26 protein-coding genes are annotated in these 26,307 nt (G+C 60.6%); 6 read left to right on the top strand and 20 right to left on the bottom strand.

Annotated elements, in window-relative coordinates:
* Nucleotides 1-114: 114 nt before the first annotated feature.
* The 4 genes from rocF (at nt 115) to ATY79_RS17745 (ending at nt 3,767) form a co-directional block, all read left to right on the top strand.
* Nucleotides 115-1,050, top strand: a complete 936-nt coding sequence (gene rocF, locus ATY79_RS17730; RefSeq protein ID WP_088692914.1) for an arginase — start codon at nt 115-117, stop codon at nt 1,048-1,050.
* An 11-nt stretch (nt 1,051-1,061) separates the two neighbouring features.
* Nucleotides 1,062-2,261 (top strand): ornithine--oxo-acid transaminase, encoded by a 1,200-nt coding sequence (rocD, locus tag ATY79_RS17735; RefSeq protein WP_088692915.1) that lies wholly within the window; start codon nt 1,062-1,064, stop codon nt 2,259-2,261.
* Nucleotides 2,262-2,355: 94 nt separating this feature from the next.
* Nucleotides 2,356-3,141 carry a glycerophosphodiester phosphodiesterase family protein gene (locus tag ATY79_RS17740; RefSeq protein WP_088692916.1) on the top strand — a complete coding sequence of 262 codons (786 nt, stop codon included), beginning with the start codon at nt 2,356-2,358 and terminating at the stop codon, nt 3,139-3,141.
* A gap of 149 nt (nt 3,142-3,290) precedes the next feature.
* Nucleotides 3,291-3,767, top strand: coding sequence for a chemotaxis protein CheW (locus ATY79_RS17745; RefSeq protein ID WP_007796914.1), 477 nt, complete (start codon nt 3,291-3,293; stop codon nt 3,765-3,767).
* 124 nt (nt 3,768-3,891) lie between these two features.
* Here ATY79_RS17745 and ATY79_RS17750 read toward each other — a convergent pair whose 3' ends face one another.
* From ATY79_RS17750 to ATY79_RS17835, 18 genes are all read right to left on the bottom strand, one after another.
* Nucleotides 3,892-4,137 carry a formate dehydrogenase subunit delta gene (locus tag ATY79_RS17750; protein ID WP_088692917.1) on the bottom strand — a complete coding sequence of 82 codons (246 nt, stop codon included), beginning with the start codon at nt 4,135-4,137 and terminating at the stop codon, nt 3,892-3,894.
* On the bottom strand, nt 4,127-4,954 hold the full coding sequence (gene fdhD / locus ATY79_RS17755; protein WP_088692918.1) for a formate dehydrogenase accessory sulfurtransferase FdhD: 828 nt from the start codon (nt 4,952-4,954) through the stop codon (nt 4,127-4,129). The genes ATY79_RS17750 and fdhD overlap by 11 nt, the downstream gene beginning before the upstream one ends.
* Entirely contained in the window at nt 4,954-7,833 is a 2,880-nt protein-coding gene (gene fdhF / locus ATY79_RS17760) for a formate dehydrogenase subunit alpha (protein WP_088692919.1), read from the bottom strand. The genes fdhD and fdhF overlap by 1 nt, the downstream gene beginning before the upstream one ends.
* A 5-nt stretch (nt 7,834-7,838) precedes the next feature.
* The gene (locus ATY79_RS17765) at nt 7,839-9,395 is read right to left on the bottom strand and encodes an NADH-quinone oxidoreductase subunit NuoF (protein ID WP_088692920.1); all 1,557 of its coding nucleotides are present in this window, start codon (nt 9,393-9,395) and stop codon (nt 7,839-7,841) included.
* Nucleotides 9,392-9,871 carry a formate dehydrogenase subunit gamma gene (locus ATY79_RS17770; RefSeq protein ID WP_088692921.1) on the bottom strand — a complete coding sequence of 160 codons (480 nt, stop codon included), beginning with the start codon at nt 9,869-9,871 and terminating at the stop codon, nt 9,392-9,394. Before ATY79_RS17770 ends, ATY79_RS17765 begins: the two co-directional genes overlap by 4 nt.
* 169 nt (nt 9,872-10,040) lie before the next feature.
* Nucleotides 10,041-10,934, bottom strand: coding sequence for a LysR family transcriptional regulator (locus ATY79_RS17775; RefSeq protein ID WP_088692922.1), 894 nt, complete (start codon nt 10,932-10,934; stop codon nt 10,041-10,043).
* Nucleotides 10,935-11,004: 70 nt separating this feature from the next.
* On the bottom strand, nt 11,005-11,346 hold the full coding sequence (locus tag ATY79_RS17780; RefSeq protein ID WP_088692923.1) for a metalloregulator ArsR/SmtB family transcription factor: 342 nt from the start codon (nt 11,344-11,346) through the stop codon (nt 11,005-11,007).
* Nucleotides 11,347-11,451: 105 nt separating this feature from the next.
* Nucleotides 11,452-12,222, bottom strand: coding sequence for an SDR family oxidoreductase (locus tag ATY79_RS17785; protein ID WP_088692924.1), 771 nt, complete (start codon nt 12,220-12,222; stop codon nt 11,452-11,454).
* 67 nt (nt 12,223-12,289) lie between these two features.
* Nucleotides 12,290-12,754 (bottom strand): redox-sensitive transcriptional activator SoxR, encoded by a 465-nt coding sequence (soxR, locus tag ATY79_RS17790; RefSeq protein WP_088692925.1) that lies wholly within the window; start codon nt 12,752-12,754, stop codon nt 12,290-12,292.
* Nucleotides 12,755-12,903: 149 nt separating this feature from the next.
* Nucleotides 12,904-13,311 carry a F0F1 ATP synthase subunit epsilon gene (locus ATY79_RS17795; protein WP_088692926.1) on the bottom strand — a complete coding sequence of 136 codons (408 nt, stop codon included), beginning with the start codon at nt 13,309-13,311 and terminating at the stop codon, nt 12,904-12,906.
* On the bottom strand, nt 13,311-13,547 hold the full coding sequence (locus ATY79_RS17800; protein ID WP_088692927.1) for a hypothetical protein: 237 nt from the start codon (nt 13,545-13,547) through the stop codon (nt 13,311-13,313). The genes ATY79_RS17795 and ATY79_RS17800 overlap by 1 nt, the downstream gene beginning before the upstream one ends.
* Complete coding sequence (gene atpD / locus ATY79_RS17805; RefSeq protein ID WP_018855732.1) at nt 13,547-14,992, bottom strand: F0F1 ATP synthase subunit beta; 1,446 nt, start codon at nt 14,990-14,992, stop codon at nt 13,547-13,549. Before atpD ends, ATY79_RS17800 begins: the two co-directional genes overlap by 1 nt.
* 24 nt (nt 14,993-15,016) lie before the next feature.
* A complete protein-coding gene (locus ATY79_RS17810; protein WP_088692928.1) occupies nt 15,017-15,901 on the bottom strand; it encodes a F0F1 ATP synthase subunit gamma in 885 nt (294 codons plus the stop codon).
* A 24-nt stretch (nt 15,902-15,925) separates the two neighbouring features.
* Nucleotides 15,926-17,455: a F0F1 ATP synthase subunit alpha gene (gene atpA, locus ATY79_RS17815; protein WP_088692929.1), complete on the bottom strand. Its 1,530-nt coding sequence runs from the start codon at nt 17,453-17,455 to the stop codon at nt 15,926-15,928.
* Nucleotides 17,455-18,015 carry a F0F1 ATP synthase subunit delta gene (locus tag ATY79_RS17820; protein WP_088692930.1) on the bottom strand — a complete coding sequence of 187 codons (561 nt, stop codon included), beginning with the start codon at nt 18,013-18,015 and terminating at the stop codon, nt 17,455-17,457. Before ATY79_RS17820 ends, atpA begins: the two co-directional genes overlap by 1 nt.
* Nucleotides 18,016-18,275: 260 nt before the next feature.
* A complete protein-coding gene (locus ATY79_RS17825; protein WP_088692931.1) occupies nt 18,276-18,665 on the bottom strand; it encodes a DUF4345 domain-containing protein in 390 nt (129 codons plus the stop codon).
* Nucleotides 18,666-18,743: 78 nt separating this feature from the next.
* Entirely contained in the window at nt 18,744-20,960 is a 2,217-nt protein-coding gene (locus tag ATY79_RS17830) for a primosomal protein N' (RefSeq protein ID WP_088692932.1), read from the bottom strand.
* Nucleotides 20,961-21,108: 148 nt separating this feature from the next.
* Entirely contained in the window at nt 21,109-22,056 is a 948-nt protein-coding gene (locus ATY79_RS17835; protein ID WP_088704532.1) for a 1-acyl-sn-glycerol-3-phosphate acyltransferase, read from the bottom strand.
* 142 nt (nt 22,057-22,198) lie between these two features.
* On the opposite strand from ATY79_RS17835, the gene ATY79_RS17840 reads away from it, so the two are divergent.
* Both ATY79_RS17840 and ATY79_RS17845 read left to right on the top strand, forming a co-directional pair.
* Nucleotides 22,199-23,134 carry a tyrosine recombinase XerC gene (locus ATY79_RS17840; RefSeq protein WP_088692934.1) on the top strand — a complete coding sequence of 312 codons (936 nt, stop codon included), beginning with the start codon at nt 22,199-22,201 and terminating at the stop codon, nt 23,132-23,134.
* A gap of 81 nt (nt 23,135-23,215) precedes the next feature.
* Nucleotides 23,216-24,295 carry a TraB/GumN family protein gene (locus tag ATY79_RS17845; RefSeq protein ID WP_088704533.1) on the top strand — a complete coding sequence of 360 codons (1,080 nt, stop codon included), beginning with the start codon at nt 23,216-23,218 and terminating at the stop codon, nt 24,293-24,295.
* On the opposite strand, the gene ATY79_RS17850 is transcribed toward ATY79_RS17845, so the two are convergent.
* Both ATY79_RS17850 and lpdA read right to left on the bottom strand, forming a co-directional pair.
* On the bottom strand, nt 24,292-24,795 hold the full coding sequence (locus tag ATY79_RS17850) for a cytochrome b/b6 domain-containing protein (protein ID WP_088704534.1): 504 nt from the start codon (nt 24,793-24,795) through the stop codon (nt 24,292-24,294). The two genes, ATY79_RS17845 and ATY79_RS17850, sit on opposite strands and share 4 nt — an antisense overlap.
* A 96-nt stretch (nt 24,796-24,891) precedes the next feature.
* On the bottom strand, nt 24,892-26,298 hold the full coding sequence (gene lpdA / locus ATY79_RS17855; protein ID WP_088692937.1) for a dihydrolipoyl dehydrogenase: 1,407 nt from the start codon (nt 26,296-26,298) through the stop codon (nt 24,892-24,894).
* Between the last annotated feature and the right edge of the window lie 9 nt (nt 26,299-26,307).

The following is a 26,307-nucleotide window of genomic DNA, read 5'->3' on the forward strand; positions in this document are numbered from 1 at the left end:
AAAAAGCACTTATCAAACTGATCAATCATAGCGCATTATCGGCACTTTTTCATCTATTTGTCGCCGCGCCGATATCTCAATATGCCTTCGGAAAACACGAGTTGGAGAGAACGCATGCAGCCACAAGCAAGATCGGTTACGCTTATTGGAGCCCCGCTGGAAGAAGGTTCCGGACGCCGAGGCGCCGGCATGGGTCCAGCGGCACTTCGCATCGCAGGCGTCGATCAGACGCTGATCGATCTTGGCCATGACGTGGTCGATGCCGGCGACGTGCATGTCGTTCCTGCACGTGATCTGCCGAACCATCCGAAAGCCCACAATCTGCGTGTCGTCGGCGCATTCACCCGCGCACTCGAAGCCGGCGTCTATGAGGCCGCCGCAGCCGGACGCTTTCCGCTGATCCTTGGTGGCGATCACAGCCTCTCGATGGGCACTGTGTCCGGAATGGCGCGCTACGCCGCCCAACAGGGCCGGCCGCTCTTCGTCCTTTGGCTTGACGCCCACTCCGACTTCAACACGCCCGATTCCTCTCCCTCCGGCAACATTCACGGCATGCCAGTCGCCTATTTCTGCGGCCAGGCCGAACTTGCCGAGATCCTGCCGAAGGATCGCCCGTTTGTTGATCCACGCAACGTCTTTCAGGTCGGCATCCGTTCGGTCGATGCGTCTGAACGGGAACTCATCAAGGAGCATGGGGTCAACGTCTTCGACATGCGCTGGCTTGACGAACAAGGCGTCGCTGCGGCGATCCGCCAGATCCTTGGCGTCGTGTCCGATACAAACGGCCTGCTGCATGTAAGCCTCGACGTTGATTTCCTCGATCCGGAGATCGCACCCGGCGTCGGCACGACGGTTCCCGGCGGCGCGACCTTCCGTGAAGCGCATCTCATCATGGAAATGCTCTGCGATAGCGGCCTCGTCTCCTCGCTCGACCTCGTCGAGCTCAACCCGTTCCTCGACGACCGCGGCAAAAGTGCCCGGATTCTGGTGGAGCTGACCGCAAGCCTCTTTGGCCGCCGCATCTTCGACCGTCCGACTCGCGCCGCCTGAGGAGAACAGACATGAGCAATTCCAAGAACCTGATCGATACCGAACAGCGCCTCGGCGCCCACAATTACAAGCCGCTCGATGTCGTCCTCACACGGGGCGAAGGCGTCTACGTCTGGGATACCGACGGCAAGCGGTATCTCGACTGCCTGTCGGCCTATTCGGCTGTGAACCAGGGACATTGCCATCCGAAGATCCTGGCCGCCATGGTCGAGCAGGCCGGCAAGCTGACGCTGACCTCACGCGCTTTCCGCAACGACCAGCTCGCGCATCTCTACGAAGAACTCGCGGCGCTGACCGGCTCGCACAAAATCCTGCCGATGAACTCGGGCGCCGAAGCCGTCGAAACCGCCATCAAGGCAGTGCGCAAGTGGGGCTACGAGGTCAAGGGCGTACCGGATGGCAAGGCCGAAATCATCGTCTGCGCGGACAACTTCCATGGCCGCACGCTAAGCATCATCAGCTTCTCGACGGATCCCGATGCGCGCACCGGCTTCGGTCCCTATACGCCTGGTTTCCGGACAGTTCCGTTCGGCGATGCCGAAGCATTCGCCGCCGCCATCAACGAGAACACCGTCGCTGCCCTGATCGAGCCGATCCAGGGCGAGGCCGGCGTTATCATCCCGCCGACCGGCTACTTCAAGCGCGTGCGCGAACTCTGCACCGAGAACAAGGTGACGCTGATCCTTGACGAGATCCAGACTGGCCTCGGGCGCACCGGCAAGCTGCTGGCCGAAGAGCACGAGGGGATCGAGGCCGACGTGACGCTGATCGGCAAGGCCCTCTCCGGTGGCTTCTATCCGGTCTCGGCCGTGCTTTCCAATTCCGAAGTGCTCGGTGTCCTGAAGCCCGGGCAGCACGGCTCGACCTTCGGCGGCAATCCGCTTGCCTGCGCCGTCGCGCGCGCTGCACTCAAGGTTCTGACCGAAGAAGGCATGATCGAAAACGCCGAAAAGATGGGCGACTACTTCCTGGAAGGGCTGCGTTCCATTCGCTCCAACATCGTCAAGGACGTGCGCGGTCGCGGACTGATGATGGCGGTCGAACTCGTGCCGGAAGCCGGCGGCGCCCGCCAGTATTGCTACACGCTCAAGGATCGCGGCCTGCTTGCCAAGGACACACACGAGAACACCATCCGCCTCGCCCCGCCGCTTGTTATCACCAAGAGCCAGGTCGACTGGGCGGTGGAGCAGATCGAAAAGACGCTCGCCTAGCGCCGGAGCGCCGCGAAAAGACAAGTGGTACGGCGGCTATTTCAAACCTAAGGTGAGCCCGATCGAATGAGTCGAGGTCGCTGCAAGGGAACATATGGCCATAGACCTGTGGAAAGGCGCGCCGGACCGCGGACCGCTTGCGGTAGCCCATCGCGGGGGTGCAGCGCTGGCTGCAGAAAACAGCATCTTTGCCTTCAAGGCTGCCGTGGCAGCTGGAGCTGACGCGATAGAAACTGACATCCGGTTGACGCGGGATGGCGCCCTCGTTTGCGTCCACGATCCGGACCTCCATCGACTCTGCAACGACCCACGGGCCGTATCGGATCTCGATCTTGCGACACTGCGCAGCCTGCTGCCAAGCGTAATGACCCTTGGGGAAGCGTTGGAAGCCTCTGATCCTTTGGGCATCCTGTTGGACATCAAGCTGAGCCACGAGGACCAGATTGCGCAAATCATTGACGACGTTGCGCAACATGATGCAATGCGACGCACGCTCATTGGACTGCGCAGTATTGCATTGATCGACAGCATCCGCCGTCTGTCGAAGGACATCGCAATCCTGGCATTTCTCGAGGATCCTGCCTGTGCTGATGCGGCCCGCGCAGCCGGAGCCGACTGGTTCAGATTGTGGCAAGCGTCGGCGACACCGGCACTATCTGACACGGTTCGTGAGGCAGGGATGCGCGTTGCTGTCATGGTTGGGCAACCTCGTTCGATCGCGCTGCGGGAATATCCGCCCTTTCCGGTGGGCCAGGTCGACCAGCATGGCCTTGAGCGCATCCTCGCCATCAAACCGGACGCAATTCTCCTTGACGATCCACGAATGATGACGCGGCGCCTACCGTTTCCACCTGACCAAAAATCAGCTGCCTCAATTTAGATTTGGGCAACACTCTTCCGTTAAGGTCCGGAGTAACCGTATCGATACTGCTCCTCAGGAGAGCACGCGCGGTTTGAAGGCAAAGTCCATCCGCGCCAATGGTGGCCCGGTTGCTTCTGCCCTGGCTTTTGACGGTTGGGACAATACTAATGGCTACGATCAATTCCACGAACTTCAGCGGCGATACGCTGGAGATCATTGCCTTCAGACTGCACGATCAGGAATTCTGCGTGAAGACGACGACAATCCGCGAAATTCGCGGCTGGGCACCGTCAACGCCGATCCCGCATGCGCCGGCCGACGTCATCGGCGTCATGAACCTGCGCGGCTCGGTAATCCCGATCATCGATCTTGCCTTCAAGCTCGGCATGAAGAGCACGGTCGCCAATGAGCGCAGCGCCATTGTCGTGGCCGAAGTCCACAACATGGTCATCGGCATGCTGGTCGATCGCGTCTCGGACATCCTCACTATCTCCTCCAGCCAGGTTCAGCCCGTTCCTGAAGTCACGGCCTCCTTCGATCGGGCTTTCTGCGAGGGCATCATCGCCTCGGAGAACGGCATGATCTGCTTCCTCAACCTCGCCAAGATGTTCAAGGAAAGCGAGACAGACGATCTCGCCGCCTGATTTAGCCCCTTATCCAAATGAAAGAAGTCGCCTTCGAGGCGGCTTTTTTGTCGACAATGCAATACGGGAAAGCGGTGATGGTGGACTGGCCAGAGGCGGCTACAGCCCGCCTTCGCCAGCGAGGTCAGTTAAGTGCGCTCGCGGCCGGTTCAGGCCGTTTGATCAACGGTGCAGCCTGGATAACGAGTGGGCTGAGGCCATGGGCATCACCCTCCAGGATCTCGAACAGTTGCCGCCGCATGCGCGGCTCCCAGAATTTGTTGATGTGCGTCGCCACGCCCTGCGCAGCTTCGCTCTCCGGCTGACTCTTGAAGAAGGTCGCGATCTGATTGGCCATGTAGACTAGTTTCGACTGGGTATCATGCGACATCGGAGATGCTTCCTGGCTGGATGCGGTGCGGATGCGTGAAAATCTCGAAGTCCTCGCCACGCACGAGCGCAACGAGGGTCATGCCGGCTTCATCGGCCGTTCGAATAGCAAGTGCGGTCGGCGCGGAAATGGCCGCGAGTACGGAGCTGCCGAGGATTGCAGCCTTCTGCACCATCTCGACGGACAGGCGACTGGTAACTGCAACCATGCCTTCCGTTCCGGATTGCCGTTGACGAACGATCGCGCCGCAAAGCTTGTCGAGCGCGTTATGCCGGCCGACATCTTCGCGCACCGCCAGCAGCCCCCTGCCAGGCAGGTAGAAGCCGGCGCCGTGTACGGCGCGCGTCTCGCGATGTAGGGGCTGCGCCCCGTTCAGCAACGAAACGGCCTGGACGATATCGCGGTGAGTCACCTGAAGCGACACAGCGCCAACATCAGGAACCTTGCGGACGGCCTGCTCGATCGATTCGATCCCGCAGAGCCCGCAGCCGACGGGTCCGGCCATGCTGCGTCTCCGGGCTGTCAACGCAGCAGCAGCCTCGTCGACCAGAGAGATCTGGATGTCGATGCCCTTCTCGCTTTCAACGATCTCGATCCCCGCGACCTGCCCGATATCGGAAATGATCCCTTCGGTGAGGCTGAAGCCGATGGCAAAATCCTCGAGATCGCCGGGCGTTCCCATCATCACGGCATGCGTGCCGCCGCCATAGGAGAAAGCGATCGGGACCTCCTCGGGAACGAGCCGCTCGCCCGGCATGACCAGACCGCCGCTGCGGGCGGTGCGTCTGACAGCAATGCGGGTCGGGCGGTCAATCATCACTCCGCGGGCTCCAGCTTGCTCACGATCCGGCGGCTCTGGCGGGCCTGCTCGTCGTAGTCGCGCTGCCAGTCGGTCGGACCGTTGGAAGGCGAAACCTGCACGGCCGTCACCTTGTATTCCGGGCAGTTCGTCGCCCAGTCGGAGAAGTCGGTCGTGATGACGTTCGCCTGCGTATCCGGATGATGGAAGGTCGTGTAGACGACACCGGGCGCAACCCGGTCGGTGATCAGCGCGCGCAGCGTCGTATCACCCGAGCGGCTCATCAGCTTTATCCAGTCGCCATCACGGATCCCGCGTTGTTCGGCGTCGTGCGCATGGATCTCAAGGCGGTCCTCGGGATGCCAGACAACGTTTTCCGTGCGACGCGTTTGCGCCCCGACATTGTACTGGCTGAGGATGCGCCCGGTCGTCAGCAGCAGCGGGAAGCGCGGTCCCGTCCGCTCATCGGTCGCGACATATTCGGTGCGGATGAACTTGCCCTTGCCGCGGACGAACCCGTCGACATGCATGATCGGCGAGCCCAGTGGATGTGCCTCATTGCAGGGCCACTGCACCGAGCCCACATTGTCCAGGTAGTCGTAGGAGACAAGCGCGAAGCTCGGCGTCGTCGCGGCGATCTCATCCATGATCTCGGAAGGGTGCGTGTAGTTCCAGGCAAGGCCCATGGCCTGCGCCATCTTCTGCGTGACCTCCCAGTCGGCATAGCCGTTGCGGGGACTCATGACCTTGCGAACGCGGTTGATGCGGCGCTCGGCGTTGGTGAAGGTCCCATCCTTCTCAAGGAAACTGGAGCCCGGCAGGAAGACATGCGCGTAGTTCGCCGTCTCGTTCAGGAAGAGGTCGTGAACGACGACGCATTCCATGGCGGCAAGGCCGGCCGCGACGTGCTTCGTATCAGGATCGGACTGCAGGATATCCTCACCCTGGACGTAGAGGCCCTTGAACGTTCCGTCGACCGCCGCATCCAGCATATTCGGAATGCGCAGGCCCGGCTCGTTGCTGATCTTGACGCCCCAGAGCTTCTCGAAGATGTCGCGCGTCGCGTCATCGGAGATATGGCGATAGCCGGGCAGCTCGTGCGGGAAGGAGCCCATGTCGCAGGAGCCCTGAACGTTGTTTTGGCCGCGCAGCGGGTTCACGCCGACGCCCGGGCGGCCGATATTGCCGGTCACCATGGCGAGGTTGGCGATCGCCATGACAGTGGTCGAGCCCTGGCTGTGCTCGGTGACGCCGAGGCCGTAGTAGATCGCACCATTGCCGCCCGTGGCATAGAGACGCGCGGCACCGCGCACCAGATCGGCCGGAACGCCGGTGAACTTCTCCGACGCTTCAGGGCTGTGATACGGCTCGGCAACGAAGCTTGCCCAGTCCTCGAACTCCGACCAGTCGCAACGTTCGCGGATGAAGGCCTCGTTGAACAGTCCTTCCGTCACAATGACATGCGCGAGCGACGTCAGGATCGCGACGTTCGTGCCGGGTTTCAGTGGGAGGTGATAGGACGCTTCAACATGCGGCGAGCGCACGATGTCGGTGCGGCGCGGATCGATGACGATCAGCTTGGCGCCCTGCCGCAACCGTTTCTTCAGGCGCGAGGCGAAGACCGGGTGGCCATCGGTCGGATTGGCGCCGATGATGACGACGACATCGCTCTTCTCGACGCTGTCGAAGTTCTGTGTGCCGGCCGAAGTGCCGAAGGCCTGGCCGAGGCCATAGCCGGTCGGCGAATGACAAACGCGAGCGCAGGTGTCGACGTTGTTGTTGCGGAAACCGGCGCGCACCAGCTTCTGCACCAGATAGGTTTCTTCGTTGGTGCAGCGCGACGATGTGATGCCGCCGACGGAGTCGCGCCCATATTGATACTGGATGCGGCGGAATTCCGACGCCACATGCGCGAACGCCTCGTCCCAGGTCACTTCGCGCCAGGGATCGGTGATCTTCTCGCGGATCATCGGATTGAGAATGCGGTCCTTATGGCTGGAATAACCATAAGCAAAGCGGCCTTTGACGCAGGAGTGCCCACGGTTCGCCTGCCCATCCTTCCAGGGCACCATGCGCACCAGTTCTTCGCCCCGCATCTCCGCCTTGAAGGAGCAGCCGACGCCGCAATAGGCGCAGGTCGTAACCACCGAATGCTCTGGCTGACCGATCTCGATCACCGACTTTTCGATCAGCGTCGCCGTAGGGCAGGCCTGGACACAGGCGCCGCAGGAAACACATTCCGACGAGACGAAATCTTCATGCATGCCGGCCGAAACACGCGAATCGAAACCACGCCCCTCGATGGTCAGCGCAAACGTGCCCTGCACTTCCTCGCAGGCGCGCACGCAGCGCGAGCAGACGATGCACTTTGCCGGATCGAAGGTGAAATAAGGGTTGGATTCGTCCTTCGGCGCCCATTTGAGATTGAGATCGCCGTTGTTGCGCGCCTTGACGTGATTGTCGCCATCATAGCCATAGCGCACGTCGCGCAGACCGACGGCGCCCGCCATATCCTGCAGCTCGCAATCACCGTTGGCAGCGCAGGTCAGACAGTCGAGCGGGTGGTCGGAGATATAGAGTTCCATCACCCCGCGACGGACATCTTTCAGCCGGTTCGTCTGCGTCGAGACCACCATGCCAGGTGCAACCGGCGTTGTGCACGAGGCCGGCAGACCGGCCCTGCCCTCGATTTCGACGAGACACAGCCGGCAGGAGCCGAAGGCATCCATCATATCGGTGGCGCAGAGCTTCGGGATCTCGATGCCCGCATCCATCGATGCGCGCATGACGGATGTTCCCTCCGGCACCGTCACCTGGTTGCCGTCGATGGTGAGCGTTACCATGGTTTCAGAGGTCGAGGCTGGCGTGCCGTAATCGGTTTCGTGGACGAGAGGCATAGGTCTTACTCCGCCGCTTCGATAAGAGGTATGGGAACGAAATCTTCCGGGAAATGCGTCATGGCGCTCATCACAGGATAGGGTGTGAAGCCCCCGAGGGCGCAGAGCGACCCGAATTTCATTGTGTTGCAGAGATCGGCAAGCAACTCGCGGTTTTTCTCCGGCTCGATGCCGCGCGCGATCTTGTCAGCCGTCTCGACGCCACGCGTCGAGCCGATGCGACAGGGCGTGCACTTGCCACAGCTTTCGACGGCACAAAACTCCATCGCAAACCGGGCCTGCTTTAGCATGTCAGCCGTATCGTCGAAAACGACGATGCCGGCGTGACCGATCAACCCGTCCTTGGCCGCGAAAGCCTCGTAGTCGAATGGCGTGTCAAACAGAGCGCGCGGGAAGTACGCACCGAGCGGTCCGCCGACTTGAACCGCCTTCACCGGTCGCCCGGATGCGGTTCCACCGGCAATGTCATCAACCAGGTCGCCAAGCGAAATGCCGAATGCCGTCTCGAACAGACCGCCATGCTTCACATTGCCGGCGATCTGAATCGGAATGGTGCCGCGCGACCGGCCAAGGCCGAAGTCGCGATAATAGGCCGCTCCCTTGTCCATGATCACCGGCACGGAGGCGAGCGAAATGACATTGTTGATAACGGTCGGACAGTCGAAGAGACCCTTGTGGGCCGGTAGCGGTGGCTTGGCGCGCACGATGCCGCGCTTGCCTTCGAGGCTGTTCAAAAGCGCCGTCTCCTCACCGCAGACATAGGCGCCCGCACCGGTACGAACCTCCATATCGAAGGTCTTGCCCGAGCCGAGAACCGACGTGCCGAGTATTCCGGCGATGCGGGCAATATCGATCGCCCGGCTCATCGCCGCGATCGCATGCGGATATTCCGAGCGTGTGTAGACGAAGCCCTTGGTCGCGCCGGTCGCAAGGCCAGCGATCGCCATACCTTCGATCAGCACGAAGGGATCGCCCTCCATGATCATCCGGTCGGCGAAGGTGCCGCTGTCGCCTTCGTCGGCATTGCAGACGATGTATTTGCGCTCGCCCGGCGCATCAAGCACCGTCTTCCACTTGATCCCTGTCGGGAAACCCGCGCCACCACGGCCACGCAGGCCGGAATCGGTGACCTCCTTGACGACATCGGCAGGCCGCATCGAAACAGCACGACGCAAGCCGGCGAGCCCACCATGGGCTTCATAATCATCGAGCGATAGCGGATCGGTGATGCCGCAGCGGGCAAAGGTCAAGCGCGTCTGACGCTTGAGGAACGGCAGTTCCTCGACCTCACCAAGACAGAGGGGATGATCCCCGCCGGTGACCAATCCGGCATCGAACAGCGAAACAACGTCCTTTGCCTTTACCGGCCCGTAGCCGATGCGCTTGCCCGAGACTTCAACCTCGACCAGCGGCTCCAGCCAATGCATGCCGCGCGAGCCGTTGCGCACGATCTTGGCGTCAAGCCCGCGCGCCGCAATCTGCTCCGAGATTGCCTTCGTCACCCGTTCGGCACCCAATGCCAAGGCCGCGGCATCACAGGGAACATAGATCCTGATGGTCATCGGCGGGCCTCCAAAATCAGCGCCTCGAGATCGGCAGTATCCACCCGGCCATGAACCTCGCCGTCCATCATCGCGGACGGCGAGCACGAACAGAGCCCAAGACAGAAGACGGGTTCGAGGGTGATCGCTCCGTCAGGCGTCGTGCCGTGCCAGTCGATGCCGAGCAGCGCCTTCACGCGCTCGGCCAGCGCATCGCCGCCCATCGATTGGCAGGCTTCGGCGCGGCAGAGTTTCAACACATGCCGGCCAGCAGGGTGATCGCGATAGTCATGGTAGAAGGTGACGACGCCATGCACCTCAGCCCGCGAAAGATTGAGTTCCTCCGCAATGATAGGGAGGGCCTCCTGCGGCACGTAGCCGAATTCACCCTGGATCTCGTGGAGGATCGGCAGCAGCGGGCCTTCGAGATGCTTGAGTTGATCGATGATCGCTGTGGTGCGCGTTGCGATATCGCCCTTGGCGACATGAATATTCATCAGCAGCCCTCCCACGGCCTGCAAGTTACACGTCGCGGGCCTGGGCAGGCGGGCTTTCCTCAGAACCCTATGGCCGACAGAACCGCTCGCGTCCGTTCATTATAGAACCTTCTCAGGGATGGACGAAGCGATCAATAATGATGTTCCGTCAAACGATAGAAAATTCCTATCAAGATTCCAGCTCTTCGGCGAGAATCCGAGCCTCATGCAGCAAGGCGGAAACCAAGGGCGTGAACGGCTCACGATGCGTCGCAACCAGACCGACAAGATGGTGCGCACGCGGCTCGACAATCGGAATCATGCGTATTTCGGCGGGAAAGCCAAATGATTTCGCGACATTGCGCGGCATGATGCTGGCCCAGCGTCCGGTACGGACATGCGAGAACAACACGATCATCGAATTGGACTCGAGTGTCGGATGCGCAGTAACGCCAGCTTCGGCCAGGTGATGATTGATGATACGGCGATTCTGCATGTCCGCCGTCAATAGACAAAGCCGAAGACCGCCCACTTCCTTCCAGGTGACGCTGTCACGATCGGATAGAGGGCTGCCGGCGGCGGTTATCAAATTGTAGTGCTCGGCATAGAGCGGCACGCTCGTCACGCGCCCAAGCGGCTCGTTTTCGAGATAAGTAATGCCGGCGTCGATCTCGAGATTCTCCAGCATGCTGAGCACCTGCAGAGAATTGCGGGACACGATGGAAAAGGTCACATCCGGATGCCGCTCCTGAAACGGCGTTGTGATGCGCGGCAACATAGCGAGCGCTGTCGGGATGACGGCGATCTTGATATGTCCCGACAGCCCCTTGCGGGCGGCCCGCATTTCTTCGCGCATCGTGCGGGCATCGCCGACGATGCGCCGCGCCCATTCGAGCACGCGCTGACCCTCGGGTGTCAGCCCCTGGAAACGCGAGCCACGCTGCACGAGGATCACGCCAAGCTGATCCTCAAGCTGGCGGATGGCAGCGGACAACGTCGGCTGTGAAATGCCGCACTCTTCTGCGGCACGGCCGAAGTGCTTCTCATTGGCGAGCGCGATAAAGAATTCCAGCTTATCGATCATTCGGTCTCTCTGCCGAGCTGCGGCACGTTGCCGCCTTCAGGTCAGAGAGAGCAGTCGGCAAGGCCGATTGTCAATTGTCCTGTGTTTCGGGAAACATCCCGAACAGAAAATGCAGCAGCGTGGTCGTGTCTGGATGGGCGACGCTGTAATAAATCATGCGACCGTCACGACGGCTGGCGACGAGCCCGTCCAGTCTGAGGCGCGCCAACTGCTGCGACACCATTGCCTGCTGAATGCCGAGGCTTTCCTCAAGCTGGCCCACCGTCTTTTCTCCCTCGGTCAGGAGGCAAAGAATAACTAGCCGTGTGTGGTGGGAGAGTGCCTTGAGAAAGTCGCCCGCTTCTCGCGCTCTTGCAGAAAGCTTCTGCAGATCCCGACCAGGCATACCCGGTCTTGGTGTAGGCAAGTGCATTCTTCATCTCTGGTTGCAAAAACAATATGTAGGAAGCTAAATCATAACATATTCGCAGCAGCCAGCTGTTTGGATCTGCCAAAATACCAAAAAAAGTCCCGCAACTCAGCAGATGAGCTGACCGCCGTTGATCTCGAGCACTTGCCCGGTGATGTACCCGGAAAGAGACGGCGCCGAAAGGAAGAGGTATGCCGGCGCGCAATCCTCGGAGGTGCCCAATCGCTGCAGGGGAATGGCCTTGCGGGTCTGCTCCAGCTTCTCCGGCGACGAATATCGCTGGTGGAAGTCGGTTTCGATCGTTCCCGGCGAGACGCAGTTGACGCGAATGCCATCGGGCGCGAGCTCCCTTGCGAGCGCCTTCGAATAGGTTGCGACAAATGCCTTCGACGCCGAATAGATTGCCGAGCCGGGACTGCCGCCCGTCAGCGCGGAAATGGAGACCGTGTTGACGATTGCCGCCTCCTGCGATGCTCTCAATGCTGGGATAAGCGCGCGTGTTATCTCAACGACCGAGGTCTGATTCAGCCGCACAATCGTCTGGTACTGCTCGTCGCTCAGATCCCCTGCCGGAAAGCGGCCGACCATGGTTCCGGCATTATTGATAAGCACATGGACACGGTCGAAGGTTGCAAGGGCCTTCTCGGCAAATCCGCTGGTGCCGCCCGGCGTGGAAAAATCGGCTGTTACGAGAAAGGCCCGGCGGTCTTCTTCCGCCGTTAGTAGGAAATCAGGCAGATCACGCTCAGCGCCGCGGCCGAGGTGCACCAGCACCCTCGCCCCGCAATCGAGAAATTGCCGCGCCACTTCCAGGCCGATACCCCTCCCCCCACCAGTCACAACCACGTTGCGGCTTTCGAACAGTTTGGGGTGAAACATCGAGTCCTCCACGGCGTGATCGAGCCGTTTGCGGCTCTGCTTGTTATGATGCAGCGGGAAACGTTGCCTAGTCGTCGGCTTCCAGCAGACGCGGACCCGGCCCATCTTTTGCCAGCCGGTCATAGGGATTGCGCAGCGGGCAGCTTTCAACCGAGAGGCAACCACAGCCAATGCAATCCGTCAACCGGTCCCGCAGGGCAATGAGGCGACCGATACGTGTGTCGAGATCCTCCTTCCAGAGGGCAGACAAGCGCTGCCAGTCCGTAGCGGTCGGCGTGCGGCCCTGCGGCAGAGTATCGAAAGCAGCCTGAATCTCCGCCAAGGGAACGCCCACACGCTGCGCCACCTTGATGATGCCGAGACGGCGGAGCACATCGCGACCGAAGCGGCGTTGGTTTCCACGCGAGCGAATACTGGAGATGAGGCCCTTGGCTTCGTAGAAGTGCAAGGCAGAGACGGCAAGACCGCTCCGTTCGGCGACTTCGCCAACCGTCAGCAGCTTCCTGAACGGATTGTTGGAGTTTTCTTCCATAGCTCGACCTCAAGTATACTTGAGGTGTTATAAACGAGCGCTTCGCTTGCGGGAAGCTGCGAACCGTCCACGACGCCGGCAACCACTAGAAAACAAAAAAGCGGCCCGAAGGGGCCCGAAGGCCGCTTCGATGCTGGAGTTCGTGCGGATCAATCCTGATCGATCACACCCTGCAGGTGCGTCAGTTCCATGATGTAGTGTTCCAGACGCGACTTGTGCTCGTGATGCACAGCATCCTCGATTTCTCTCTTCGCCGCTTCGATGCGAAGCGTCAATTCATCCTTCGAGAGATCCTGAACAATGACCGCGGATTCAGCCAACAGCGTGCAGCCGGTCGGCAGAATATCGGCGAAACCGCCGAAAACCACGTAGTCCTGCTTCGAGCCGTTGGCGGAACGAACGCTGACGATGCCCGGCTTGATGGTCGTCATCGTCGGGGCATGGTTTGCCATAACGGTCATCTCGCCGTCGGTTGCCGGAATGACAACTTCGGTCACCATCTCCGAAAGGAGCAGGCGCTCGGGAGACACGAGTTCAAAATTGAAATTGTCAGCCATCAGTGACTTACCTTCTCGGCGGCTTCTGTATCTTGCAATTTGGTCCCGCAGAACGGGCAGTGCGCTATCGCTTGATCGAGATATCCAAGACCTTCCTCGGTCTGGATCAGTCCCACCACCATCATCACCTTGCCATCGTCCGATCTGTAGATCGTCGGAGCGGCCGGTGCGGGAAGCTCTGCTGCGACTTCCCGAAGGCTGTCGCAGCAGAAGATCTCGTTAAGAGCGTCGCTCATCAGGCAGCTGCGGACAGCTTCTTGGCCTTCTCGATAGCTTCGTCGATCGAGCCGACCATGTAGAAGGCAGCTTCCGGCAGGTGGTCATATTCGCCGTTGACCAGACCCTTGAAGCCCTTGATCGTATCTTCGAGAGCGACGAGCTTGCCCGGCGAACCGGTGAAGACTTCAGCAACGAAGAACGGCTGCGACAGGAAGCGCTCGATCTTACGTGCGCGGGCAACGGCCAGCTTGTCCTCTTCGGACAGTTCGTCCATGCCCAGGATCGCGATGATGTCCTGCAGAGCCTTGTAACGCTGCAGCGTCGACTGAACCTTACGAGCCACTTCGTAGTGCTCTTCGCCGACAACGATCGGGTCGAGCATGCGCGACGTGGAGTCGAGCGGGTCAACGGCCGGGTAGATACCCTTTTCAGCGATCGAGCGCGACAGAACGGTCGTTGCGTCCAGGTGGGCGAACGAGGTTGCCGGAGCCGGGTCGGTCAAGTCGTCGGCCGGAACGTAAATGGCCTGAACCGAGGTGATCGAGCCGGTCGTCGTCGTCGTGATGCGTTCCTGCATCTGGCCCATGTCCGTGGCAAGCGTCGGCTGATAACCAACGGCCGAAGGAATGCGACCGAGCAGAGCCGAGACTTCGGAACCTGCCTGCGTGAAGCGGAAAATGTTGTCGACGAAGAACAGAACGTCCTGGCCCTGGTCACGGAAGTTTTCAGCAACCGTCAGACCGGTCAGAGCAACACGTGCACGTGCGCCCGGCGGTTCGTTCATCTGGCCGTAAACCAGAGCAGCCTTGGAGCCTTCGCCGCCGCCATGCTTGTTAACGCCGGATTCGATCATTTCGTGGTAGAGGTCGTTGCCTTCGCGGGTACGCTCACCCACGCCGGCGAAGACCGAGTAACCACCGTGCGCCTTGGCGACGTTGTTGATCAGTTCCATGATCAGAACGGTCTTGCCGACGCCTGCGCCGCCGAACAGGCCGATCTTGCCGCCCTTTGCGTAAGGAGCGAGAAGGTCGACGACCTTGATGCCGGTAACGAGGATCTGTGCTTCCGTGGACTGATCGACATAGGCCGGCGCGTCCTGGTGGATGGCGCGCTTGGAGGCGGTAACCAGCGGACCAGCTTCGTCGACCGGCTCGCCGATGACGTTCATGATACGGCCGAGCGTTTCCGGACCAACCGGAACGGCAATCGGAGCGCCGGTGTCGGAAACCGCCTGACCGCGAACCAGACCTTCGGTCGAGTCCATGGCGATCGTGCGAACTTCGTTCTCGCCGAGGTGCTGCGCAACTTCGAGCACCAGTCGGTTGCCGCCGTTGCTCGTCTCAAGCGCATTCAAAATCGCCGGCAGTTCGCCTTCGAAAGCAACGTCCACGACGGCGCCGATAACCTGCGTGACCTTGCCGGCAGAGCCTGCCGCAGTCTTGGGGGTAGCTGCCTTAGCCATTATCTTACCCTCTTTTCCCTAACCTCAGAGCGCTTCCGCGCCCGAAATGATTTCAATGAGTTCCTTGGTGATTTGAGCCTGACGCTGACGGTTATAGTTGAGCGTCAGCTTGTTGATCATTTCACCAGCGTTGCGCGTTGCATTGTCCATCGCGCTCATCTTGGCGCCCATCTCACCGGCAACGTTCTCAAGGAGCGCGCGGAAGATCTGAACGGAGATGTTGCGCGGGATCAGATCCTCGAGGATCGATGCCGGATCCGGCTCGTATTCGTAGACTGCGCCGGCGTGTGCCGCGTCCTCGACAACAGCCGTTGGGGCCGATGCCGGGATGAGCTGCTGAGCCGTCGGAACCTGCGAAATGACCGACTTGAATTCTGAATAGAACAACGTGCAGACGTCGAACTCGTCGGCTTCGAACATGTCGATGATGCGCTTGCCGATCTGGTCAGCATTTTCGAACCCGACCTTCTTCACATCACGCAATTCCTTGCGCTCGACGATGAGCGAAGCGAATTCGCGGCGCAGAACGTCGTAGCCCTTCTTGCCGACCGTAAAGATCTTGACGGTCTTGCCTTCAGCGAGAAGCCTGCGAGCGTGATCGCGCGCAAAACGCGAAATCTGCGAGTTAAAGCCGCCGCACAGACCGCGTTCGGCGGTGCAGACGACCAGCAAGTGAACCTGGTCCTTGCCGTTGCCGGTCATCAGCGCCGGCGCACCGTCAGCCTCCGTCATCGCACCGGCGATGTTTGCCAGAACGGCACCCATGCGCTGCGAGTACGGACGCGCGGCCTCGGCCGCCTCCTGGGCACGCCGAAGCTTCGCCGCGGCGACCATTTTCATCGCCTTGGTGATCTTCTGCGTCGCCTTGACGGAGGCGATCCGGTTTTTCAGATCCTTAAGTGAAGGCATCCGTTATCCGTCCTTTAGGTCCGATTAGGCGAAGGACTTCGCGAAGCCATCGATGGCAGCCGTGAGCTTGCCCTTCGTATCATCGCTGATTGCCTTGTCCGTGCGGATCGTGTCGAGGATGGCCGAGCCTTCCGAGCGAAGGTACGACAAAAGGCCCTGTTCGAACTTGCCGACCTGTGCGACCGGAATCTTGTCCAGGTAGCCGTTGACGCCAGCGAAGATCACCGCAACCTGTTCTTCCGTCTTCAGCGGCGAGAATTGCGGCTGCTTCAGGAGTTCGGTCAGGCGTGCACCGCGGTTCAAGAGGCGCTGCGTCGAGGCATCGAGGTCCGAGCCGAACTGAGCGAAGGCGGCCATTTCGCGATACTGGGCGAGCTCACCCTTGATCGAGCCGGCAACCTGCTTCATCGCCTTGACCTGCGCGGCGGAGCCGACGCGCGAAACCGACAGACCGACGTTTACGGCCGGACGGATACCCTGATAGAACAGGTCGGTTTCGAGGAAGATCTGGCCGTCGGTGATCGAGATCACGTTAGTCGGAATGAAGGCCGAAACGTCGTTGCCCTGGGTTTCGATGACCGGCAGCGCCGTCAGAGAGCCAGCGCCCTTTTCATCGGAGAGCTTTGCAGCGCGCTCGAGGAGACGCGAATGCAGATAGAAAACGTCGCCCGGATAAGCTTCGCGGCCCGGCGGGCGGCGCAGCAGCAGCGACATCTGACGGTAGGCAACCGCCTGCTTGGACAGGTCGTCGTAACCGATCAGCGCGTGCTGACCGTTGTCACGGAAGTATTCGCCCATCGTGCAGCCGGCGAACGGTGCCAGGTACTGCATCGGAGCAGGATCGGAAGCCGTTGCGGCAACAACGATCGAGTACTTCATTGCGCCGCGTTCTTCGAGAACCTTGACGAACTGAGCAACGGTCGAACGCTTCTGGCCGATAGCGACATAGACGCAGTACAGCTTGTCGCCGTCCGGGCCGTTGTCGTGGATAGCCTTCTGGTTCAGGATCGTGTCGAGAATGATCGCGGTCTTGCCGGTCTGGCGGTCACCGATGACGAGCTCGCGCTGGCCACGACCGACCGGGATGAGCGCGTCGATAGCCTTGAGGCCGGTCGACATCGGCTCATGAACCGACTTGCGCGGAATGATGCCCGGAGCCTTCACGTCGACGCGCGCGCGGCGGGTCGAGTTGATCGGGCCCTTGCCGTCGATCGGATTTCCGAGAGCGTCAACAACGCGGCCAAGCAGCTCCGGACCGACCGGAACGTCAACGATGGCGCCGGTCCGCTTGACGGTGTCGCCTTCCTTGATGTCGCGGTCCGAACCGAAAATAACAACACCGACGTTGTCCGATTCCAGGTTCAACGCCATACCGCGGATGCCACCGGGGAACTCGACCATTTCACCTGCCTGAACATTGTCCAGACCGTAAACGCGAGCGATACCGTCACCGACGGAGAGAACCTGACCGACTTCCGAGACTTCTGCCTCTTTGCCGAAGTTTTTGATCTGGTCTTTGAGAATTGCGGAAATTTCCGCCGCGCGGATATCCATCAGCCGACCTCTTTCAATGCAAGCTTAAGGGTAGAGAGTTTCGTACGAAGAGACGTATCAATCTGACGGGACCCGACCTTCACGATCAGACCACCAAGAATTGACGGATCAACCGTGACGGCAATCGCCACGTCTTTGCCGGTGACGCCCTTGAGCGCCGCCTTCAATTCGGTTTCCTGCGCCGCAGTCAGCGCATGGGCCGAGGTGACCTCGGCGGTAATTTCGCCACGCTGGTTTGCGGCAATGATGCGGAAGGCCTTGATCATGCCCGGGAGGGCAAAGAGGCGACGGTTGCGCGCCACGACCTTCAGGAAATTTGCGAAGAAGCCGCTGATTCCAGCCTTCTCGCTAATGGCGACAATCGCCTTGAGCTGGTCGTCGGCCGAAAAAACAGGGCTCGAAACGAAACGCTTCAGGTCGTCGCTCTCGTCGAGCATCGCCTGGAACCGATCGAGGTCCTTGGTGACGCTTTCAACGGCGCCCTGCTCGAGCGCAAGCTCGAACAGCGACGAGGCATAGCGCTCTGCAACACCAGAAGTAAGCTGGGATGTGTCTGCCACTGGCCCAAATTTCCCTGATTTCAACTCAAGAATCCGGTCCCCGGCGGGCGCCTGACCTAGGATCTTGAATTCGTTATGATTTCCCCCAGAAATCGCAAGAGAAGCCTCTTGCTTCTTCCGAAATTCGGGGTCCGTCTAACATAGGATGTTCGGACTCGCAACACGCGTAACGCCCGAATACGGCTTTCGCATCGATTTCTAACGCAAAAATGCTCAAAGCCCAGAAACAAAGAGCCTGAACCGAGTGATATCAGCTCAACTCAAGCGGAAAAGAAACCGAAAACATAGGCGAGCGGAAGCGCCGCCAGAACGATCTGCGCAACCAGAAGTAAGTAGTTGAGAATAGTGCTCCCCTTATCTGACAGGAGCGAGATGATGCGCGCAAATGCAGCCATGGCGAACGAGGCGCCGAGCGCCATGTAGATCCAGTTCTGTGCCAACATGATGGCCGAGAGACCGAAGCCGAGATAGAAGCCACCGACGGAGCGCTGCTCGGCATAGCCGTCGCGCCGGCCCTCACGCGGCATCGAGCCAAACAACCGCATCGCATAGCCCGGCGCGAACATGATGACAAAGCCCGCCAGTGCCGTGAAAGCGGCTGCCGCGAAGGCGAGCTGTTCACCCAGTTCCGTTGGAAAATAAAAGTCCATTCGACCGCCCCGAATCCCCTGCTTCGCCGTCCTTATGGCATGATTGTGGTGCGACGCAAAAGCCCACCAGGAAACGATCTACAGGAAGCTTTGCGGGTCCACGTCGAGCTGCACATGTACCGAGCCGCGCTCCTTGGGCGCCTGCGCAAGCATCGCCCTGAGGAACGCCTGCATGTCGGAGTTTCGCCGTCCATGCACGAGGAGGCGGAAGCGATAGCGACCTCGCACCAGCGCAAGCGGCGCTTCCGCAGGACCCAGCACGGAGATGCCGGAAACGTTGGGCGCGGCGTTCCTGATTCCACGAGCATGGTTTTCCGCGTCGTGGCGCGTGTCCGCCGAGACGATGACCGACGCCAGCCGTCCGAACGGCGGCAGGATGGCACGCTCCCGCTCGGCGATCTCGCGCTCGTAGAAGGCGCTCGCATCACCCGACACGATCGCCTGCATGACGGGATGTTGCGGTTGGTATGTCTGAAGGAGGCCGTGGCTCTTCAAGCCGGTACGGCCAGCGCGGCCCGTCACCTGCGACAGGAGCTGGAACGTGCGTTCGGCAGCGCGCGGGTCACCGTTGGCTAAGCCGAGATCAGCATCGACGATGCCGACCAGCGTCATCAGCGGGAAGTTATGCCCCTTGGCGACGAGCTGTGTGCCGATAACGATATCGGCTTCGCCCTTGGCGATGGCCTCGAGCTCGAGGCGCAACCGCTTGACGCCGCCCATCATGTCGGACGAGAGCACGATCGTCCGTGCCTCGGGAAAGTGACGCTCCACCTCTTCAGCGATACGCTCGACGCCGGGGCCACAGGCAACAAGGTGATCGAGGGTTCCGCATTCGGGGCAGGCTTCCGGCGTGCGCTCGGCATGGCCGCACTGATGGCACTGCAACTGTTTCTTGAAGCGATGCTCGACGAGCCAGCTGGAGCACTGTGGGCACTGAAAGCGGTGACCGCAAACCCGGCAAAGTGTCAGCGGCGCATAGCCGCGCCGATTGAGGAAGAGAAGCGCCTGCTGCTGCTTCTCGACCGTCTTGCCGATCGCACGGATGAGAACGGGCGAGAGGAAACCGCCGCGCTCGGGCGCGTGGCGGCGCATGTCGATGAGATGCAGATCCGGCAACGCCGCGTCACCGAAGCGGGTCGGCATATGAACGATGTTGTAGCGGCCGCTCTGGCCGTTGACCTGGCTCTCGACCGAGGGCGTGGCGGAAACCAGAACCACGGGGAAATCGCCAATGCGGGCGCGCACAACTGCCATGTCGCGCGCATTGTAATAGACACGGTCTTCCTGCTTGTAAGCCGGATCATGCTCTTCATCGACGATGATCAGACCAAGATCCTCGAACGGCAGGAACAGCGCCGAGCGCGCGCCGGCCACGACACGAACCTCGCCCGTGACGGCCTGGCGCCAGACTTTCTCGCGGGTGCGTGGCGCCAGATCGGAATGCCATTCGGCGGGCTTGGCGCCGAAGCGATCCTGAAAACGCTCCAGAAAGCTCGCTGTCAGCGCGATCTCCGGCAACAGGATCAGCACCTGCTTGCCACGCTTCAGTGTTTCCGCAATGGCCTCGAAATATACCTCCGTCTTGCCCGAGCCGGTCACGCCGTCGATCAGCGAAACGGCGAATTCACCCTTTCGAACTTCGGCAAGAATCTCGTCCGCCGCCTCCCTTTGCGGGCCTTCAAGGCGCGAGGTCACGAAATCGGGATCGGGCTTTGCCACCACTGGCGGCGGCGGCAGGAACACCGTCTCGAAAACCCCCTGGCCGACCAGGCCGTCGACGACGCTGGTCGACACACCGGCGGCATGGGCAAGCCCGCTTCGCGTCCAGGATAGGCCATCGCCGGCAATATCGAGCACACGGGCGCGCGCTGGCGTCATCCGCTCCGGTGCGCCGCCGACGAATCGCAGTCCCTCCACCATCGGCTCCGGCTCGAAGGCATTTGGCGCGCGCAACGCCATTCGCGCCACGAGCCCAGGCGGCGACAGCGTATAGCTCGCAACCCAATCGATGAAGTCGCGCATCTCCTTGGTCAGAGGCGGGCAATCGAAGACATGGCTGATCGGCCTCAACTTCTTGGGATCGACCCCATCCTCGCCGCCGTCCCAGACGACGCCGATCACCTGCCTTGGGCCAAGCGGCACCTGTACGACCGATCCCGGCTCGGCCGCCATACCCTCCGGCACGGCATAGGAGTATGGCTTCGGCGCAGGCATGGGAACGAGCACCGGAACCGTGCGGTTTGCCGGCGGCGTCTCAAACAGCGCTCCAAAGAGATCGGACGAATCTGTGCTCATCGGGCGAGACCATGCCCGGATCGGCGCAAAAAGAAAACCTGTAAGGTCATCAACACCAATTCGAAAGATCCAGGCGGACCGAGCGCAGGGACCGGTAATTCTGGGCAAACATCGAGCGGAGCAGCATGCCTTGCCTTAGCCGATCCGATCAGGGAATTGAACGGGCGCTCGCCGGTTCCGCCTCTGCCGGCGGGACCAACGGCACGAATTGCGCATCGCCGTCAGCGTCGAGCACATGCACGGTATGGTCCTCCAACGCCTTGGTCACCTCGTTGATATCGCCGTCGAGATGCTCCACCGGAATCAGATTGCCAACCACGAAGTCGAAACGGTCGCCCCGCTTGTTCAGAAGCTCGTGAAACACCGTCATGTCCCGAAGCTCGGTCGACCACTTCGCGAACCAGTAGAACAGGCCAGAGTTACGCGCCGTCATGTGCACCGGCAGGATCGGCAGATTGTACTTGCGCGCAAGGCCGACGGCGGAGGTTTTCCACGGACGCTCATTCAGGCGCCCGTTTGCCCAATAGGCGATACGTCCCGAGGGAAAAAGCACCGTTGCCTTGCCTTCCCTGACGGCGTGATTGGTGATCTGCAATGTCTCGCGGGTCTTCAGCTTGCTCTTGTGCTCCTCACGCCACTCGACCGGGATGATGACCTCGGCAAAGCGCGGGTTGACACGCACAGCATCACGGTTCGCAAACACCATCACGTCGGGCCGCTTGTGTTTCAGTAGATCGAACACAGCGACACCATCGGCGATGCCGGTCGGATGGTTGCTGACCAGGATGAAGCCGCCGGCATCAGGAATGCGTTCGCCATGCCTGACATTGATATCGAGCTTCAACAGCTTGCTCATGTATTCGAAACATTGGAAGCCCGGCATGTTTGCAACGTCATTGGCGAAGCTGACCGCCCTGTTGTAGCGCAAGAGAGTGTAGAGGAAGGGGCGCATGACCGGCCAAAGTGGATGCTTCACGATCCTTTGTCCGCGCTCGGCGATCAGCGTATCAACGATATGTCCCGGTTTGCCATGGGAGACGAGGGCGATCGCTTCCGCGAATTGTCCGAAAGCGGTCGTGGGGTGGCGCCGTGGCATGCAAGATCCTGAGTCGTTGGGAAACCAGTTAGGTCGATTATTATGATGGAAACGTGACAGCCACTTGGTCGGTATTAGCAATTCCATAACTATCGTCCCTTCAGAATTGGCAGCCGAATTGGCAAATTCAAGGGCGTGAGACGTGAACGAACTCCTGATCATCGCCGACCCACAACTGATGGCGGAACGAACAGCTTGGCTCGGTAACCTTGCCAACGAAAGGCGTCTATCCGAGCACACGCTCGACGCCTATGAGCGCGACACCCGCCAGTTCCTGACCTTCCTCACCGGTCATCTCGCAGGCCCCGCGACGCTGAAAGATATCCACGCGCTGCGGCCTGCCGATTTCCGCGCATTCCTCGCCGCACGCCGCAAGGAGGGATCGGGCGCGCGTTCGCTTGGCCGCAATCTTGCCGGGCTGCGATCGCTGCTGCGTTACCTCGAAAAGAAGGGGCTGGTGAATGCCGCCGGCGCCGGCGCGATCCGCTCGCCGAAGCAGCCGAAGTCGCTGCCGAAACCCCTGTCCGACAGGCAGGCGATCACAGTCGTCAGTGATGAGGCGCAACTGCACGAGGAACCCTGGATCGCAGCGCGCGACGCCGCCGTCTTCACCCTTCTTTACGGCTGCGGTCTGCGCATCTCCGAAGCGCTCGACCTGACACCCGACGATTTCAACCGTGGCGCGGCCACGTTGCGCATCACCGGTAAAGGCAACAAGACCCGCCTCGTGCCGCTGCTCACCGTCGTCGCCGAAGCGGTTGGGAAATACCGATCGCTGTGCCCGTACCATCTCGACGGCGAGCAGCCTCTTTTCCGCGGAGCGCGCGGCGGAAAGCTGCAGGCCGCCATCATTCAGCGCACCATGCAAAAGATGCGCAGTGCCTTTGGGCTGCCCGAGACAGCGACGCCACACGCGCTACGGCACTCCTTCGCGACCCATCTTCTCGCGGGCGGCGGCGATCTCCGCAGCATTCAGGAACTGCTCGGCCACGCCAGCCTTTCCACCACCCAGGTCTACACGGGTGTGGATTCATCCCGTCTGCTCGAAGTTTACGACCGTGCCCATCCTCGGGCGTAATCTTTTGTTAACGGCTTCTCTTAAAGGAATATCCGCACGCTGAGCGTAGAGCTTAGCGATCACAGTGACCGGAACACCATCATGACGATCTCCATCGGCCACCGCAGCCTGCACATCGCATCGCTGGGCAATCTCCTGCTCTGGCTGATCGCCGCATTTCACATGCTGCTTGCGGCAACGCTGATCGCCGTCCTGTTTTCCGTCTCCCCGGCTGCCGCCGCAGACGACGCCAGCTGCACCGGCCACAATATCCTGACCGATCTGAAGCAGAGCGACCCCGCGCGCTATGCCGAGGTGGTCAAGGAAGCGGATGCCGTGCCGAACGGCAAGGGCATCTTCTGGAAGATCGAAAAGCCAGGCGTGAAACCGTCCTGGCTGCTTGGCAGCATGCATGTCACCGATCCGCGGGTGCTGACGCTCCCGCCGCGCACGCAGGCCGCCCACGACGCTGCCGACGCTATCGTCATCGAATCCGACGAGATCCTCGACGAGAAAAAGGCTTCCGCCGCTCTGCTGATGAAGCCTGAACTGATGATGTTCACCGATGGGACGACGATTGAGAAGCTTCTGTCTCACGATGACTACGTTCGTCTGGAAGACGGCCTGAAGCAACGTGGCATCCCGCTTGCCGCGGTCTCGCGCATGCGGCCATGGATGATCTCGAGTGTCGTTGCCCTTCCCAGCTGCGAAATGGCCCGCAAAGCCAAGGGCGTACAGTTCCTTGACCAGAAGATTGCTGCAGATGCGGTTGCCGAGGGCAAGCAGGTTAAAGGCCTGGAAACACTTGCTGAGCAGCTGCAGGCAATGGCCGAGTTGCCGACCGAATTCCACATGAAGTCACTGATCGAGACGCTGGCCTTGGGTTCCAAGATGAACGACGTGGTGGAAACCATGACCGATCTCTACCTCTCCGGCGATATCGGCATGACCATTCCGATGCTGAAGACCGTTTCGCCCGATGGCGAGGATGAGGACGGCGACTATGCAGCCTTCGAACAGCGCATCATTCTCGACCGCAACAAGGTGATGGCCGAGCGAGCAGCCCCGATTCTTGCTAATGGCAACGTCTTCATGGCCGTCGGCGCGCTCCATCTTCCCGGCGAAGGCGGCGTCATCGAGTTGCTGCGCAAGCAGGGCTTCACGCTGACGGCTGTCAACTAACGCCCGACCGTCATTCGCCTGAGAACATTGGTCTTCCAGTAGAACTGATGGGCAAGCGCGCCAGCAACATGTGCGGTGATTACGGCCCACAGCACCGCCTTGAAGATACCGCCATGAAGCTCGCCGGAAATATCGACCCCCAGATAATACGCCGCCATACCGGTCAGCGGCAGGAGGAAGATCAACAGGTAGAGCGCGATATGCGCGACTTTGGCGCCAATCCGGAATATCTTCGGTTCCGCTGCCGGTTCAGCCGGCGCTCCCTGAATAAGGCGCAGGCAAACACGCAGGATTGCGAGAACGAGAATGCCAATGCCGACATAGGCATGCACGTTGGCAGACGCAATCTGATCGGCCGAGGGGATACCACCCCGGCGGACCGTCCGGTTCCAGGCGTTCATACCATCCGGGAACAGCAGGTTGAAAAAGATCATGAGCGCCATCACCCAATGCAGCAGCCGCTGCGGAAGGCTATATGCATCACGAGAGTCGATAGGCATGTATCTATCCTCAGAACAGCAATTAGAACCGTTCTAAGGTAAATGGACCGCCTGCTGTGAAGCAAGCAGCCCACCCCGCATTGCCAAAATTTAATATTACATATGGATCGGCTTGAAGAAGGCGGCGAGAGCCGCTTCCTTGACCGCTTCCGACATGGTCGGGTGCGCGTGGCACGTGCGGCCGAGATCTTCCGCGGAACCACCGAATTCCATCAGAACCGCGATCTCGTGGATCATCTCTCCTGCGCCGAAGCCGACGATATGGCCGCCGAGGACGCGATCCGTTTCCTTATCGGACAGGATCTTCACAAAGCCATCAGTCGCGAGCATCGCACGCGCACGGCCGTTCGCCGTGAACGGGAACTTGCCGACCTTGTAGGCGATGCCAGCAGCCTTCAGCTCTTCTTCCGTCTTGCCGACGGAGGCGACTTCCGGCTGCGTGTAGACGACGCTCGGAATGACGTCGTAGTTCACATGGCCATGCTGACCGGCGAGGATTTCGGCAAGCGCGACGCCTTCGTCTTCAGCCTTGTGAGCCAGCATCGGACCCTTCACCACGTCGCCGATCGCGTAGATGCCAGGAACGTTGGTGCGGAAGTGTCCGTCGATCTCGACGCGACCACGATTGTCGAGCTTGACGCCTGCTTCTTCCAGACCGAGGCCGGCGGTATAGGGCGTGCGGCCGGTCGCGATCAGAACGACTTCGGCTTCGAGCGTCTGTGCATCGCCACCCTTGACCGGCTCGAAGGTAACCTTGGCACCTTTGCCGCCCTTCTCAACGCCCGTCACCTTGGAGCTCAGGTTGATGGTGACACCCTGCTTGGCGAGCATGCGCTGGAATTGCTTGGAAACTTCGCCATCCATGCCACCGAGAATCGTGTCGAGATATTCGACGACGGTGACCTTGGCACCGAGGCGCGACCAGACAGAGCCGAGCTCGAGGCCGATGACACCACCACCGACGACGATCATCGTTTCCGGCACCTTCTCGAGAGCGATCGCACCCGTCGAGGAAATGATCACCTTCTCGTCGAGATCGACCTTGACGCCAGGAATGCCGGCCACGTCGGAGCCGGTCGCGATGACAATGTTCTTGCCTTCGATTTCCTGGACCTTACCGTCTTCGCCGGTCACGGAAACCTTGCCGGCCGATGCGATCTTGCCGGTACCCTGGAAGGCATCGATCTTGTTCTTCTTGAAGAGGAAGGCAACGCCATCGACGTTGGCCTTTACCGTCGCATCCTTGTGCGCCAGCATCTTTTCAAGGTTCAGCTTCGGAGCCGCGACCTCGATGCCGAGCGCATCCATGCCATGGCCAGCCTGATGGAACATTTCGGAGGCATGCAGCAGCGCCTTGGACGGGATGCAGCCGACGTTCAGGCAGGTGCCGCCAAACGTTGCACGCTTTTCAACGACGGCGACCTTGAGGCCGAGCTGCGCTGCCTTGATGGCAGCGACATAGCCGCCGGGGCCGGTTCCGATAACGATCACATCGTAGGACATTGTTTCTTT

The organism is Rhizobium sp. R693 (assembly GCF_002211315.1).
Taxonomy (GTDB): domain Bacteria; phylum Pseudomonadota; class Alphaproteobacteria; order Rhizobiales; family Rhizobiaceae; genus Rhizobium.